Raw genomic sequence first — 15,240 nt, forward strand, 5'->3', positions numbered from 1 at the left:
TAATTTAATATAGTTATTGTCGCACAAACCTATTAATACCAACAATTACATCAGGCATTAAAACACTTAAGTACTTAAGTGTTTTAATGCCTTTTTTTAGTACTTAAGTACTATGACGTTTTAAAGTTGCATTTAATTACTGATAAATCACATTCTAAACATAGCCGAATTAAAAGTACTTAAATACTAAAGGTGCTATTGACCCGTAACTTTCTAGGTGGTATTATTATATTGCATACAAGTATTTTAACACTTTAGTACTTAACTTAAGGAGGTAGGAAAATGAAAAAAAATCGATCGAATTCAGCAGAAATTATTTCGCTAGTTAAGCAAGTCAAAGATCTCGTTGCTGAAAAAGGTGGTCCCATTGTAATTTCTGTTGCAAATCAAAAAGGTGGTGTTGGGAAAAGTGCTACCGTAGATAATCTGGCTGAACTGTTTGCTAGTTTCGATCTTATAACAGATATCGTAGACATAGACGCACAGTCAAGTATAACTAACCTAAAAACTGATCTTAGAAATATCATCGATGAAAATCTACCAGAAATGACTCAAGTAATGCTGGAGGAAGAAACATTAGAGAACATTACTTATCAGATTAAGAATAATCTATTTATTTCCCCAACAACCTTGCGTCTATCAGATGCCGAACTTAACCTAGTTAACGCTACATTAAGAGAACTTATTCTGAAGAAGAACATAGAGAGCCTTGAGACAAAATTTGATATCATTTTGATTGATTGCCCTCCTTCAAGAGGACTGCTTACTGTAAATGCTCTTAGTGCATCAGATTACATCTTAATTCCTGTTCAGTCCGAATACCAAGCTCTAGTAAGTATAGAGTTGCTTTTTTCTACAATCAATAAAGTAAAAAATTCAATTAATCCTAATCTAAAGGAACTTGGCTATGTAGTCACTATGGCAACTAATACAAACCACAGTGACGAAATTATTGAGGAAGTTAAATCTGACGATAAAGCGGAAGTTATTTCTATCATCGATAGAAGCATCGTAGTTTCCGACGCTGGCGTTGCTAACATGTCAGCTTACGAATTTGATTCAAATAATAAAGCTGGCATTGCATACTATAATCTTGCGGTGACAGTTCTACAGAAAATAGTATCAGAAGGAGTTGTATAAAATGGCTAAACGTGTATCTATTAAAGACAAAAATATAGCTAAAACAAATGATATCGACACACTATTTCCTACTTCAAAACCACAAACTTCCAATCAAAATGGAACTAAAAAGAAAATTAATATTCTTAGAAAAATTGAAGATATAATTTCATATTACAAAAATTTTAAAGGCGGTAAACAAGTTTCGATATACTTGCCTGAAGAGATTCATCGAATGGTTAAAATGAAAGCCGCACAAGACGATCGAAATATGAAAGACGTAATGAAAGATTTAATTCTCGATAACTATCTAACTGAGTCGGAAATTAAAGAAGCCTACCGTTCATACGTTGATAAATTAGAAGAAGATAGCAAGTAGACATGAGACACTTTAGTACTAAAACATTTTTATTGTTTAGTGCTAAAGTGTCTTTTTCATACTATCATCATAACACGAACTTTTTAGTATTAAAGTACTTAACCGTTTAAGTGCTTAACCATTAAAACGTTTTGCTACTGACTTCTTTCGACGAAGGCAATCGAAACTTCGTAATCTTTATTTTTTGGATTAATTTTAGGGGGACTCCGCAGCTTCTTATTGTATTCAGGGTCTTTAATATTTAAGTGTTTAAGTACTTTATAACTAAAACTCTTAAGATCTTTGGGACTTACGGAGTATATTGTTATTATTATCCAAACGGTGGGACGTCCACCTATTTAAACATTTTGACACTTTGGTATTTTGACACTTAACCATTAAAACCGCAATGATAGAATTTTGATCTGTTCTCTTGACTTAATAAGCGAACATATGTTCTAATACGGTATATAAAATGTATCTTTTTTTAGAAAAGGTGATTTATCATGGTTATGCAGTTTGGCGTAAACCCAAGGTTTGACTACACAAAAGAACCTTCCCGAGATATTCTTTGTATCGATTGTAAGTCATTTTATTCATCCGTAGAATGCGTAGAAAGAGGACTAAATCCTTTAAAGACAAAGTTAGTTGTCATGTCCTATCCTTCAGACGATCCTTCTCAGCGGGGGAGTGGGTTGATTCTGGCATCGAGTCCGGCCGCAAAAAAAGCCTATGGAATTTCTAATGTCAGTCGATCACGGGATCTTCCTTTTCCGTATCCGGAAGACCTCGTGATCGCACCACCGAGAATGGCACTGTATATGAGAAAGAATATGGAGATTAACAATATTTACAAGAAATACGCTGACGAACAAAATCATGCAGTATACAGCATCGATGAGAGCTTTGTGGACGTCACAGACTCATTAAAACTGTTCGGTGCAAAGGACGCAAGAGAGCTGGCGAGAATGATTCAAACAGACGTTTATCGACAAACTGGAATCTTCACAACGATCGGGATAGGTGACAATCCGCTCTTGGCAAAGTTCGCACTAGACCTCGAAAGCAAAAAAAATGCAGATATGAAAGCAGAATGGCGCTATGAAGACGTACAGCAAAAGCTTTGGTCTGTAGAAAACATTACAGACGTGTGGGGTATCGGACGTCGGACAGCAGTCAGACTGAACCGAATGGGCATATTTACTATGCATGACCTTGGCACACGCAAATTACTATCAGCTGAAGCAAAATTTTGGTGTCTTAGGTACTCAACTATATGCACAAAGCTGGGGCATCGATCGATCATTCTTAGGTCAGAAATACAAAGTAAAATCTAAGTCGATAGGGAACAGTCAGGTCTTAAATCGGGACTATACACGCCGAAAAGAAATAGAAATTATAATCAAAGAAATGGCCGATCAAGTAGCAACTAGGTTACGGCGTACAGGAGCGAAAGCTGAAGTCGTTTCTTTGTGGATCGGATTTTCAATGGGCTACGTCGATCAATCAGGAATTCGAGAATTTCACCAGCAAATGAAGGTGCCAGCAACTAATAGCAGCAAACAAATAGCAAACTACTTATTGCAGATATTTGATCGTCATTACAAATACCAGGACATTCGAAATGTGGCAGTAAACTGTTCAAAGCTCGTTTATTCTAAAGCTTTGCAGCTTGATCTCTTTGAAGATCCGGACGAGCAAGTAAAAGACTTAAAAATCGATTATGTGGTAGATACTATACGCAAAAAATACGGGTTTAAGTCGATCGTTCATGCAAATAGCATAATGGAAGGTGGACGTGCGATCGCTCGCAGCAGCCTTGTCGGAGGGCATGCAGGTGGTATGTCTGGACTTGAAGGTGCTGAAGGTCATGGTAAAACGTACTAAGAAAACTTTTACGGACTATAATCAATACAAAGATCGACCATTCGGATTGAAGTGGGCAACGGCTTACGCCATGGATGATTTGATGAAAGGTATCTTAGAAAACGAAGCCTGGGCTACAAAAGAAGTTGTTGGTTTGGATTTAATGAACCGTGAGGAAATCGACGCAATTCTATCAGAATCGTTCCTTTATCACAAGCCTATATCGCTGCAATTAAACACTAAAGACGAATTTGGGCGATTTTTGGATCCTGTCGAAGGACAATTTCTTGGTGAAGCATATGAAGATTATTTTGTACTCAATGAACAAGCGATCAATTGGACAGATGTCCGACATGTATCCATAAAAAAAGAGGAAAAATGGTTTAATGTTGATTATTTTCAGGACAGAGAGTCTTCTCGCAACAAACAAAAGAAAAAAGCGAGTAAAATAGAAAAAGAGATTGAGCTAATCAAAAATGAGTATTATCAGGACTTTGCAGACGACGATTGAAGATCATTGTCCATCATTTAACTTTGAAATTGTCTTAGAATGGCTCTGTGGCACACGATTTTTAAACAGATCAGAAAAGGAGAGGAAGAATATGTGTGGAAGATATTTTTTTGATTTATCTTCAGATGAACTAAAAAGCTACTATGATCACGTTGTTTTAAATGCTACAGGTAAACATATTCGTGTTGGTTTTAATGAAATTTTTCCAACTAATTATATAGTAACACTAGGACTTAATCAGGATTCAAGGGTAGTACCAGGAATCACTCAGTGGGGGTTCCAAGGATTTAAGCCCGGTCAACTTATGATCAACGCACGTTCAGAAACAGTAGAAGAAAAGAAGACTTTTTCTACAGCCTTCAGAGAAACTCGCTGCATCATACCAGTCTCCGGATTCTATGAGTGGGATTTCGAAAAACGAAAACTATTGTTTACTGCAGGGGATAATGATGTTTTTTATTTGGGAGGATTTTATCGTGTGCATAAAACAGGTGCAGGATTTGAAACGGAATCGATTATTATGACGACAAAACCTAACGATTCAGTATCCCAAATACATGATCGTATGCCGCTTATTATTCAAAGAGATCATATAAAAGATTGGATCACAGATCTGGATTTCGCACGTAACTATCTTACAGCTGATATGCCAGAATTAACTCGTACTGAAGTAGCAAAATAAAAAAGAGCGGATCTATAAAAGATCCGCTCTTTTGTCATTACAATTTTTTTATTAGTTAAATTTTTTAGTTGTTTTATTCTTTTTTACATAATCATATATAATTTTTACAATTAAAGAAATCGTAAATTTCAAGTTTAAGTTAGCCACTTAGTAAAAATATATATTATAAATTTCTATCAACTAAATAATTATTTACAAATAGTAGGACAGAACTATATCCCTACGGGCTATAGAAACTCATTTTATCACATTAGATACTGTTTAATTTGAGTTTAGAATCTCTTTTCAGAGTCTTATGCAACTAAGCATTCTTCTTGGAACGCCTTCGCTAAACAGTTATGTGGCGTTTGATAGTCAAGAATTTTTCTTGGGTAGTCATTCATCCACTGTTGTATTCGTATTAATTGAGCTTCGTTCACATTACTGATTGGACTTCCTTTGGGAATAAATCGTCTAATAAGTTTATGCTGGTTTTCACTGGTTCCTCGTTCCCAAGAAGCATAAGGATGACTAAAGTATACGTCCACTGCATCTTGTAAGGCTTCATGTAACCCTGAGAATTCAGAACCATTATCCGATGTTACAGTCTTGAAGAGCTTTGTAAAATAGTCTCCTGATCGCTTTCTTAAATTCTCGATAGCTTGGTCAACTGACTTTGCATCCTTACCATTTAATTTGAAAATGACTTCAAAACGTGTTTGTCGCTCTGCTAAAGTTAATAACACAGCATCACATTTCATTTTACTACCTACAACAGTATCAATTTCCCAATGGCCGAAGGTCTTTCTTGAGTCGATTATCTCTGGACGTTTTTCTATAGATATCCCTAGCACCCTTTTGTTTTTGGGGGTTCCGTGCTTGGGTACCTTTATTTTTCGAGATAATTTTTCAAGCAGATCCATATTTTATGTTCTCATAATCCCTCGCTCTATCCACTGATAGAGCGTAGAAGTGCAAGGAATAATAGAGGTGTCAAACAACTCGTGTTTTAAAGCAAAGCCGGAGACAACGTCTGGTGACCATTTCTCAATTAACATCTTGTCATCAGCCCATTCAATAAAAGCATCTGTGTTTGTCCATTTCGGGCGTCTACCACAGTTCATTCGTTGTTCTTCATAAAAGGTTTGTCCAGCATCAGCATTGTAAATGGAAGTGTAATAATCGTATTTCTTTTCATTCTGAACTTGGCGTTTCAATTGAGTAATAGTCCCGCGCTTAATTTCATTATTAATAGTTTGCGGTGCACGATTTAAAACGTTAGCAACCTGACGGTTGGTGTACTTTTCTTTTTTGAGAACGGCAATTTGACAACGCTCTGCATATGAAAGGTGTTTTCCCTTATGTGAATCTATGTTATTCTTAGTTTGCGTCATGTGAATTCATCCTTGTCTATTGAGAGTTGTGGTAACTTCAATATAACATGAAATTCACGTGGCGTTTTTTTAGTTAGCAGTGGCTAACTTCATTCTACAATCCAGCAAATAATAAAGTTTAAAAATATGGACATTTTAAAATAAAGTCACATTGCTTAGTTGTAACTAATTTATTTAAACCTGAATAATTCATATAGTTCCAATAAATTCCAAGTAGCCTTGTTACAATAGCGTTGTGGGCTTGTTCGATAATCACCCTTTGGGTGTACAAAAAGAGCCCCTATCTGATATGGTTAAGTTACGACAAAAAGACCATAGAAAGGGGTTCTTTCAATGATTACATTACAGGAAAAAAAGATGCAATTCAACTCTAAATTGACAATTTCAAATACTGGTGGAAATTTATCCACTGACTCTGGCCTAATTCTTGTTAAAGAATTTATGGAGTCGCTTAGTTTCTCTGAACTTTCTAGACGGTTCTTAAAGATTGAAGATAACCGACTCTATCATACTCATAATAATTTATCTTTGATGAAGCAATTGATTTATCAAAATATTGCGGGCTATTCAACCGATTCCTCTGCGAATCTACTGCAACAAGATCCTATTTTTAAGGAGATTTTGGATAAGTCTAGGCTTGCTTCACAATCTTCACTTTCCCGATTTTGGGATCGCATCAGTGAAGAAAATATTTCTCAGTTACAAGACCTTAACCAGGCCATGATTGACAAAGTACGATTGGCGAGAAATGTAACAGAAATGATTTTCGATTTGGATTCAACTCATTCAGACACTTATGGAAAACAAGAAAGAACAGATTACAATGCTCATTATCAAACCAATGGATACCACCCATTGGTCGCATTTGATGGCTTGACTGGAGATTTCTTAAAAGCAGAACTTCGTTCGGGCAGTGTTTACACTTCTACTGGTGTTGGGGCTTTTATGGAGCCTCTTTTTGAGCATTATAATCAAGTAGTTCCCGTTAGCAACATTCTTGTACGTGGCGATAGCGGATTCGCCACACCGGAAGTCTACGATCTCTGTGAAACCTATGATAGTTTCTTTGTGATTCGATTAAAAGCAAACCGCAATCTCTCAAAACTTGCGGAAAGTTTTATTCAAATCGATGATAACTATCCTTGGCATAAGAAAGAAATTATTTATTCTTCAACATTTTATCAAGCAAAAAGTTGGTCGAAAAAACGCCGTGTCTGTATTAAATCAACACGAGAAGCCGATGAACTTTTATTTAGACACGAGTATATTATCACTAACTATTCAGAGAATACCTCTGCGGAAACTGTCTTTCAGATTTACTGCAAACGTGGAACAATGGAAAACTTTATTAAAGAAGCAAAAAATGGCTTTTATTTTGATAAGACTGATAGCCCTTCCTTTTTAGAAAATCACGCTCGTATGATGATAAGCCTTCTGGCTTATAACATCGTTAATTTTATGCGTACACTCTGCTTCACACATGAAACTACCAGTATGCAGATAAATACTATTCAATTAAAGCTCTTCAAGGTCGCAGGTAAACTTGTTCGAACAGGACGTCGGCTGTTACTGAAGCTCAGTTCGCATCATGTACATCAAGATTTATTCTACCAAGTCCTAGGAAGGATACAGCAGCTTGCTTGGTGAACACATTTTAATTTTAAAAATTGTGGTTTTCTTCCAAGGGATGAGTGTATCTAAATTGCGCTGAAGCGCGGTTATTTATCGAACAGTTAGAAATTTTAACTCTCGTAGTTTCTAAATTATCACGAAAAATACAAAATTTCTTAGAAATTTAGAGTTACGGGTTATTTTTGCATAAGTATGAATTATTCAGGTTTAGGAAAAAGAATAACAACCGTAATAGAAATCATTGCAACAAGAAAAAGCCTTTCTTGATTCCATAACTGATAATCTGAACCTCCAATTAGAACGTGTTGCAAAGCGCCACCGCCAAAAGAAGTCAAAAGACCAAATAAATAAACCGCAAATAAATCATATTTTTTCTCCATGGCAATTAATCCACCTTGGAGCGCAAAAGAAACAGTACCAATTATTGCAAAAATATCCCATGTATCCATTCCATATCTCCAATCTTACTATTTTTTAAGTTAAAAAAGAATCTCAAAAATAGTTGCTTTCTCGTCACTAACAAGTGAAATTTTACCACCATGTAATCTTACTATTTCTTGAGCTATTTCTAAACCTAAACCACTTCCTGAAGGATTTCTTGTCGAAAAGGGTTGAAAGATATCAGGATAATCTGCTAACGAAACAATTTGACCATCATTTTTAAAACGGATACAAATATGCGGTTCATCTTTAAAGAGTTCGATTGCTATATACTCATTTGAATAATTGAGTTGATTTTGGATAAGATTTTCAAATAATATAGTTAAAAGAGCAGGGTACCCTTCAAAGTAAATAGAATCCCTAGCTTCAAACTGAATCTTTTTGTTACTCATGGGTCTAAATATATCGATTGTTCGTTTAATTGTATCTGTCAAGTTAACCGTTTCAGGCTTTTCCTCTTTATTCCTCTCTAATATATATTCTGAAAAGCGTAATAATTCAGTTGTTTTATCTTCTATTCTCTTTACTTGTTCATTAATAACCACTAAAGAATCTTCTAAAGTACCTTTGGGGTATAAACCATCCCTAGCAGCATTTGTATAACCCTTGATAATCATAGTCGGTGTTTTGAGTTCATGTGAAACAAAACCAATCATAGCTTGGTTTCGCTCGTCTTTTTCGATTAAACGTTTCTTCATAAAATTAAAAGAGGCAATTAAAGACTGAATATCACTGTCTTTTGTTGTAATTTTAATTTCTTCTGATGTGGCCTTATCTGTAGAGATCATTTCAGCATGTTGCTTGACTAAGGAAATGTTTCTGTAGAGTAGATTACTGAGTTGTTTGAAGAGTAGGAATGCTAACAAGAAAATGACAATTAAAAATACAAAAAAGATTAACCCGATTCGTGGCAAAATTTCCATGTACAAATCCCGTATAATAGAGTATTCATAAATTTGCTCGCCGTTTTTTGTATCTAATTCAATCATAACTAATAATTGTTTATCATCAATATTTTCTCGGTAGATTTGTTTATTTTCATTTTGTCCCTTTTTTAAGTCTTCAACGATTTTTTTGACTTTCTCTCCATGAATCGCCTCTACAACGTCGATATTGTCCGTTGTAACGCCTACAATCCATTCATTGTTTACTCCGATGTCTTGCTTTTTTTGATAGGTATACTCATTAATGACACGGTCTTCAAAGATTGTCCCAAAATAATAATAGGACCACCCATATAAGATACCTAATCCAACGATAAAGGTTAAGGTAAAAAGAGAAATAAGAATAACTAACGACTTATTTGTTAACCAAGATCCTTTTTTCATCCGTTCATCCGATAGCCATAACCATAAAGCGTATCAATTGCTAAGCGTGGCATTTTTTTTCGTAAGTTTTTTATTTGGTTATCGATGATTCGGTCATTTACAAAAGAATCATTTTCCCAAATTTTAGCGATAATTTGTTCGCGTGACAGGGCAATTCCTTTATTCTTTATAAAATAAAGTAAGGTGTCTAATTCTTTTGTACTCAAGGGTATTTTTTCATCATTATGATCATATACACTTCTTTGAACTTGATTAATCGTGTAATCTTGGATTTTTACGACTTCGGCACTAGTCTTCAAATGGGTCAGTTTTGAAATACGGTATATTAATTCTTCAGGTAAGAAAGGTTTTGTAATATAATCATCGGTTCCCACTTCAAATCCTCTGACGCGATCTAAACTAGAGGTCTTAGCAGATATTATGATACTAGCCATGTTCGGATACTGGTTTTTTATTTCAGCTAGCAAATCTAAACCGTCTCCATCGGGAAGCATTAAATCCAGTACACAAATGGACATGGAAGAATCTAATTTTTTTATCGCTTCTTGGTACGTTTCACAACTGGTTACTTTCCAACCATGGCGCGTGAGATAAAAATAAAGAAGATTGGTTATTTCTTTATCGTCTTCTACTAATAAAATATGCATTGTTTTCCCTCCTTGATATATTTCTATACAATTGACTCAATTCTATACAATTGTATCATTTTTATGATACAGAGTTACTTTATACTATAAATGTAAGCGCAATCAAACTATCTACTTAAGGAGGACATTCAGTGGAAAAAAAGAAAAAAATATCCCTGTCATCATTTAGTATTCTATTTATTATCTTACTTTTACTTGCTTTAATTTCAATTGTTTTAGCAGGTCAACCATTTGATCCCGCACTTTTAACGACAACGGACACAGTTGCAAAAGTTATCCCAGCAAGCCTTTCAACAATTGTTATGGCACCTTTCAACGGTTTTAAAGATGCGATTGAAATCTGTATTTTTATTTTAATGCTAGGGGGTTACTTAAGTATTGTGAATAAGACTGGTGCACTAGAAGCAGGTATTCAGTCTGTCGTTAAAAAATTAAAAGGGAATGAATTGATTATTATTCCTATTTTAATGATTTTGTTTTCTATAGGTGGTTCTACTTTTGGAATGGCTGAAGAAACACTTCCGTTTTATGCCTTATTGACTTCTGTAATGGTTGTGGCGGGTTTTGATACGATTGTATCAGTTGGGACTGTGTTATTAGGCTCCGGAGCGGGTGTATTAGGTTCAACTGTTAATCCATTTGCGACAGGTGTGGCTATGGATGCACTGACAGCCATTAATATTGAAACCAATGCTGGCATTGTTATCGGAATTGGGATTGTGTTATGGTTAGTGACGTTGTTACCTTTTTTATATTTTGTTATGAGCTACGCGAAAAGAGTAAAGGCAGATAAAGGGTCTACTATTCTCTCACTACAAGAGCAAGAAGATATGAATCTAGAATTTAGAAAAAAATCTTCACAAGAATTTTCTTTTACAAAAAAACATAAAATCGTCTTAATATTGTTCGGTCTTTCATTCTTAATTATGATTGTCTCTTTAATACCCTGGCAAAACTTTGGAATAACTATTTTTAATGGTTGGACAGCTGTTTTAACAGGTAATAGTTTTGGAGAATGGTATTTTGGAGATTTATCCATGCTCTTTTTAATTATGGGACTTGTAATTGCTTTTGTCTATAGATTGAAAGAAAGAGAAACCATTTCAGCATTCGTTGCTGGGGCAAGTGATATGTTATCCGTTGTTTTAATTATCGTAGTAGCAAGAGGAACTTCGGTACTAATGGCATCTACTCATTTAGATTTACTCATTCTAGATCGAGCTACAATGCTGCTAGGTGGTTTATCACCTATTTTATTTATTATAGGCAGTTTCATTGTTTATTTCTTTTTAGCGTTTTTAATTCCATCTTCTTCTGGGCTTGCATATGTGACAATGCCGATTATGGGTGGGTTAGCTTATGAAATGGGAATCGCACCAGAAATTATGATTATGATCTTTGCTTCTACGCATGGGGTCATCAATTTGGTCAGCCCCACCTCTGGTATATTAATGGGTGGTTTAGAAATGAATAAAATTGAATATGCAACGTGGATCCGTTTTATGAGAATGCCAATTTTTACTATTTTAATAACAAATTTAGCTGTCTTAATTTTATCTCTTTATATTTTATAAAAAATAATGATGTGGAGGAATTTAATAATGAAAAATATTACGGTAATAGGTGCTGGTAACGGTGGTATGACGGCTGCTTATCATTTTTCAAAAGAAGGCCACTCTGTTTGTATCTACGATCATGCTGATTTTGCTACGCAAATAGACGCTATCAATGCTAATGGCGGTATTACTGCTCTAGCTGAGCATCACGGCGAAAGTATGATGTTTTCAGGAACTGAAAAAATTACAAAAGCCACAACTAATATAAAAGAAGCCCTAGAATTTTCTAGCATCTTAGTGATGATATGCCCTTCATTTGCACAAGAAATTCTATTTAAAGATATGCTACCATATTTGACTTCAGAACATAAGTTAATAATTATGCCTGGGAATTATGGGGGGATGGTCTTACAAAAAATGGTAAACGATAGTGATAAGTCGGACCTTAATATGGTTTTTATAGATGCTATCAGTATTCCATGGGCTTGTAGAATTGTATCTCCCGGTGTCATATCTATTATGGGTATTAAAACATTTTTACCGATGAGTATTTTTCCTCAAGAATTAAGTACGTCTGACTTACAAGCGGACATACAAAACGTTTTTCCTATTCCAGTAGAGTTTTTAGATGATCCGATTCAGGCTGGTTTGGAAAATATAAATTTCGGTGGGCACCCTTTACTTACAACCTTAAATATGGGGATTCTAGAAAACTTCGATGGAAAATTCAACTATTATCGTGATTGCTGTAGTACCGCTACAGCGAACGCCGCAGCCAAGATGGACAAGGAGCGTCTAGCGGTAGGTGCAAGTTGGGGCTATGATTTGCGTACCGAACTAGAAGCTATGAATGCCCTTTATGACAGTAACTATGATACCGTTTATGAGTTTAACCGTGCATCTACTACTCATGTTAAAATTGACAGTGCGCCAGCTTCTTCTAAACACCGCTATATTACAGAAGATGTTCCTTATTTATTAGTTCCATGCTATGAACTAGCAAAAGCAAAAGGAATAAAAGTACCTATTGTCGAATCGTGTATTCATATCGCTTCTGCTTATAACGATGAAAATTACTTTGAAACAGGTAGAACATTAGAAAAAATGGGGTTAATTTCTCAGAAATCGAATACGTAAAAAATAGAGGCTCTCTCATTTTCAAGTGAGAGAGCCTCTATTTTTTTGTTTTATTCAAATAATTTAAAGAATTGATTCAGGGTAAATTTCTCGAATCGATAATTGATCATTGATTAAAGCACTTTCCGAGGTTAATCCTGATTTCAATAATCGAACATGTCGGAAGAATAGCAGTAAGATTCCTAAGGCAAGAGCTGCACTGATGTAGTAGGAAATAGTCATTGGTAAATTAAATCCAATAGGCTCTGTTAGAAGATATAAAATAACTAAATACAGCATAAATGTTCCTGGAATGAGCGTAAAGAAGTAATTGCGACTCTTTAAAAAGAGATAGGCAGTGCTAACAAAGAGCGCAATAACGGCAGTTACTTGATTTGCCCATGTAAAGTAACGCCATAGAATATTAAAGTCAATAAACATAAGAGCGATACTGATTGCAAAAATAGGAATCGTAATCATAAAACGGTTTGATAATTTTGCTTGGGTTAATTTAATATAATCGGCAATAACCATTCGTAAACTTCTAAAAGCAGTATCTCCAGAAGTAATCGGAAGAACGGTGACGCCTAAAATTCCGATTGTACCACCAATAGTTCCTAATAAAGTAAAGGTAATTTCACTGACTGCAGCAGAAGCGGTTCCTTCCGAAATAATTTGGCTCAATGTTTGGCCATCAAACAAAGCAATGGCAGCAGCAGCCCAAAGCATAGCAATGATACCCTCAGTAATCATCGCTCCGTAAAAGACCCAACGTCCTTCAGACTCATTTTTAAGTGTCCGTGAAATAATCGGTGATTGGGTGGCATGGAAACCAGATAAGGCACCACAAGAAATAGTAAAGAATAAACCGGGTACTTTTATAACTGTTAAGTATCTATGCAATTTTTCATTGTCATCAATATTAGATTCTAGTATTGCCTCGAAATATCCTCTTATAATAGAAAGAGGGGTTTTTCTAAATCATGAGCTAATGATTCAACCATTTCCACTTGTTCTTGTTCCATCTTCCACTGGGCGAATATTTTTTTCAGCTTTCAATTCTCTACGCTGCTCATAGACTAGAGTAATGATGAAAGCAATGATGAATGTTAGAATATAAGATATGAGTCGATGCCATACATTCATGGTAATTTCTCCGCTATCAGGTATATAACTTGCTAGACTGAAAATACCAAGCCCACCCATACGATATGGAACAACATCAAAATAACCTGAATAGCCCCCGCCAATCCCACTTGCAATTAATGCAATGATAAATAAATGCTTCTGAGGCAGTAAAGTACCATATACTCCAGGCTCAGTAATACCAAAGAAAGATGAAAGTGTAGCAGGTAAGGTAATTTCTTTAGTTTGTGTATCTTTTGCTTTAAAAAATACAGCCAACAATACACCCATAACTCCCGCCCAAGCAACATCACTAGCACCAAATATAGGAGAGTATCCTTGTTCAACAACTTGTAATATAGCAATTGGAATCAGTCCCCAATGTAAACCAAACATAACAAGTAGCTGCCAAAGTCCTCCAATTAATACACCAAAAAGAATTGTATTCAATTCGTATAAATATTTAAATAGGGCTCCAACCAAGTCTGATGACCATGAAGCGGCTGGACCAATAATTAGTATAGAAATTGGAATAGCAATTAATAGTACAGCAAATGGTACGAAAAATGTTTGAACAGACTTAGGGATAGTTTTTTTTGCTATTTTTTCTATCTTAGCTCCGAACCAAATTGCGATGATGATCGGTATAATTGTTGCATGATATCCACCAGGTGGTAAAATAATCGGGAGCCCTAGGAAAGTCTGATAGACGTTAGACTGGAATATTGTATTTTCGGTTCTGTTGCAAAGTTTTTCAGTCATTCTAATTTAATGTAAAATAAGAAGAAAAAGAAGATTAGGAGCTTTCAGATGACTTATTTCAAAGGAAAACAATTCAAAAAAGATATTATTATAGTAGCTGTTGGCTATTATTTGAGATATAACTTGAGTTATCGAGAAGTTTCTGAAATTATGAGTGACCGTGGAATAACTGTATGCCATACAACTATTTATCGTTGGGTACAAGAATACAGTCAGATTATTTACTGCTTATGGAAGAAAAGAAATAAATCTGTTAATGATTCTTGGAGAATGGACGAAACGTATATAAAAGTCAAAGGAAAGTGGCATTATCTGTATCGTGCTATTGACTCGTCAGGTTTAACGCTAGATATTTGGTTACGAAAAAGTCGTGATAAGCAAGCAGCTTATGCTTTTTTCAAACGGCTAATCAAACAATTTGGAGAACCGAGAGTTCTTGTAACTGATAAAGCTCCTTCACTAAGTAGTGCATTTAATCAACTTAAATTAGAGGGAAAATTCACTAATACGACTCATCGAACTAGTAAATATTTAAATAATATTGTTGAACAAGACCATCGTCCGATAAAGAAGAGACACAAATTATATCAGTCCATAAGGACTGCATCTTTAACAATTAAGGGGATTGAAACGATACATGCTTTATACAAGACTAGCCAAAGAGACGGGAATCTCTTTGGCTTTTCAGTCATTCAAGAAATGAACCAATTATTAGGTGTTACAT

At 35.1% G+C, this 15,240-nt stretch carries 13 protein-coding genes and 2 pseudogenes; 9 read left to right on the plus strand and 6 right to left on the minus strand.

Going from position 1 to position 15,240, the window contains the following annotated elements; genetic code table 11:
• Positions 1 to 282 precede the first annotated feature (282 nt).
• The 5 genes and pseudogenes from DOK76_RS12160 (at position 283) to DOK76_RS12180 (ending at position 4,536) form a co-directional block, all read left to right on the plus strand.
• A complete protein-coding gene (locus tag DOK76_RS12160; protein WP_005230883.1) occupies positions 283 to 1,140 on the plus strand; it encodes a ParA family protein in 858 nt (285 codons plus the stop codon).
• 1 nt (position 1,141) lies between these two features.
• A complete protein-coding gene (locus DOK76_RS12165; protein WP_010731559.1) occupies positions 1,142 to 1,498 on the plus strand; it encodes a hypothetical protein in 357 nt (118 codons plus the stop codon).
• Between the two features lie 485 nt (positions 1,499 to 1,983).
• Positions 1,984 to 3,364 (plus strand): annotated as a pseudogene (locus DOK76_RS12170) (Y-family DNA polymerase).
• Positions 3,348 to 3,854 carry a hypothetical protein gene (locus tag DOK76_RS12175; protein ID WP_005237743.1) on the plus strand — a complete coding sequence of 169 codons (507 nt, stop codon included), beginning with the start codon at positions 3,348 to 3,350 and terminating at the stop codon, positions 3,852 to 3,854. Before DOK76_RS12170 ends, DOK76_RS12175 begins: the two are co-directional and overlap by 17 nt.
• Before the next feature lie 91 nt (positions 3,855 to 3,945).
• Complete coding sequence (locus DOK76_RS12180) at positions 3,946 to 4,536, plus strand: SOS response-associated peptidase (protein ID WP_005237744.1); 591 nt, start codon at positions 3,946 to 3,948, stop codon at positions 4,534 to 4,536.
• 293 nt (positions 4,537 to 4,829) lie between these two features.
• Here DOK76_RS12180 and DOK76_RS13395 read toward each other — a convergent pair.
• Positions 4,830 to 5,909 (minus strand): annotated as a pseudogene (locus DOK76_RS13395) (IS30 family transposase).
• 333 nt (positions 5,910 to 6,242) lie between these two features.
• Here DOK76_RS13395 and DOK76_RS12190 point away from each other — a divergent pair.
• Positions 6,243 to 7,556, plus strand: coding sequence for an IS1380 family transposase (locus DOK76_RS12190; protein ID WP_206968160.1), 1,314 nt, complete (start codon positions 6,243 to 6,245; stop codon positions 7,554 to 7,556).
• Between the two features lie 182 nt (positions 7,557 to 7,738).
• Here the strand turns inward: DOK76_RS12190 and DOK76_RS12195 are convergent, their stop codons facing one another.
• Genes DOK76_RS12195 through DOK76_RS12205 form a run of 3 tightly spaced genes read right to left on the minus strand, consistent with a single transcriptional unit; the run spans position 7,739 to position 9,957 of the window.
• Positions 7,739 to 7,990, minus strand: coding sequence for a trimeric intracellular cation channel family protein (locus DOK76_RS12195; protein ID WP_206968162.1), 252 nt, complete (start codon positions 7,988 to 7,990; stop codon positions 7,739 to 7,741).
• A 30-nt stretch (positions 7,991 to 8,020) separates the two neighbouring features.
• Positions 8,021 to 9,310 (minus strand): sensor histidine kinase, encoded by a 1,290-nt coding sequence (locus tag DOK76_RS12200; RefSeq protein WP_206968164.1) that lies wholly within the window; start codon positions 9,308 to 9,310, stop codon positions 8,021 to 8,023.
• Positions 9,307 to 9,957: a response regulator transcription factor gene (locus DOK76_RS12205; RefSeq protein WP_062532583.1), complete on the minus strand. Its 651-nt coding sequence runs from the start codon at positions 9,955 to 9,957 to the stop codon at positions 9,307 to 9,309. Before DOK76_RS12205 ends, DOK76_RS12200 begins: the two co-directional genes overlap by 4 nt.
• Positions 9,958 to 10,088: 131 nt before the next feature.
• On the opposite strand from DOK76_RS12205, the gene DOK76_RS12210 reads away from it, so the two are divergent.
• Together DOK76_RS12210 and DOK76_RS12215 are read left to right on the plus strand one after the other, a co-directional pair.
• On the plus strand, positions 10,089 to 11,531 hold the full coding sequence (locus DOK76_RS12210; protein ID WP_206968166.1) for a YfcC family protein: 1,443 nt from the start codon (positions 10,089 to 10,091) through the stop codon (positions 11,529 to 11,531).
• A gap of 27 nt (positions 11,532 to 11,558) precedes the next feature.
• On the plus strand, positions 11,559 to 12,650 hold the full coding sequence (locus DOK76_RS12215) for an NAD/NADP-dependent octopine/nopaline dehydrogenase family protein (RefSeq protein WP_206968168.1): 1,092 nt from the start codon (positions 11,559 to 11,561) through the stop codon (positions 12,648 to 12,650).
• A gap of 63 nt (positions 12,651 to 12,713) precedes the next feature.
• Here the strand turns inward: DOK76_RS12215 and DOK76_RS12220 are convergent, their stop codons facing one another.
• Both DOK76_RS12220 and DOK76_RS12225 read right to left on the minus strand, forming a co-directional pair.
• Positions 12,714 to 13,532, minus strand: a complete 819-nt coding sequence (locus DOK76_RS12220; RefSeq protein ID WP_242542310.1) for a carbon starvation CstA family protein — start codon at positions 13,530 to 13,532, stop codon at positions 12,714 to 12,716.
• 93 nt (positions 13,533 to 13,625) lie between these two features.
• Complete coding sequence (locus tag DOK76_RS12225; protein ID WP_242542311.1) at positions 13,626 to 14,516, minus strand: PTS transporter subunit EIIC; 891 nt, start codon at positions 14,514 to 14,516, stop codon at positions 13,626 to 13,628.
• Positions 14,517 to 14,564: 48 nt separating this feature from the next.
• Between DOK76_RS12225 and DOK76_RS12230 the strand changes: the two genes are divergently transcribed.
• A partial coding sequence (locus DOK76_RS12230) for an IS6 family transposase (RefSeq protein WP_206968170.1) occupies positions 14,565 to 15,240 on the plus strand: 676 nt, incomplete at its 3' end.

The organism is Candidatus Vagococcus giribetii, from assembly GCF_017316185.1.
GTDB classification, from domain to species: Bacteria; Bacillota; Bacilli; order Lactobacillales; family Vagococcaceae; genus Vagococcus; species Vagococcus giribetii.

Bases quoted from the DNA above. Each gene is read 5' to 3' on its own strand.
- DOK76_RS12160 (WP_005230883.1), top strand. From the start codon at position 283: ATGAAAAAAAATCGATCGAATTCAGCAGAAATTATTTCGCTAGTTAAG.
- DOK76_RS12165 (WP_010731559.1), top strand. From the start codon at position 1,142: ATGGCTAAACGTGTATCTATTAAAGACAAAAATATAGCTAAAACAAAT.
- DOK76_RS12175 (WP_005237743.1), top strand. From the start codon at position 3,348: ATGGTAAAACGTACTAAGAAAACTTTTACGGACTATAATCAATACAAA.
- DOK76_RS12180 (WP_005237744.1), top strand. From the start codon at position 3,946: ATGTGTGGAAGATATTTTTTTGATTTATCTTCAGATGAACTAAAAAGC.
- DOK76_RS12190 (WP_206968160.1), top strand. From the start codon at position 6,243: ATGATTACATTACAGGAAAAAAAGATGCAATTCAACTCTAAATTGACA.
- DOK76_RS12195 (WP_206968162.1), bottom strand. From the start codon at position 7,990: ATGGATACATGGGATATTTTTGCAATAATTGGTACTGTTTCTTTTGCG.
- DOK76_RS12200 (WP_206968164.1), bottom strand. From the start codon at position 9,310: ATGAAAAAAGGATCTTGGTTAACAAATAAGTCGTTAGTTATTCTTATT.
- DOK76_RS12205 (WP_062532583.1), bottom strand. From the start codon at position 9,957: ATGCATATTTTATTAGTAGAAGACGATAAAGAAATAACCAATCTTCTT.
- DOK76_RS12215 (WP_206968168.1), top strand. From the start codon at position 11,559: ATGAAAAATATTACGGTAATAGGTGCTGGTAACGGTGGTATGACGGCT.
- DOK76_RS12225 (WP_242542311.1), bottom strand. From the start codon at position 14,516: ATGACTGAAAAACTTTGCAACAGAACCGAAAATACAATATTCCAGTCT.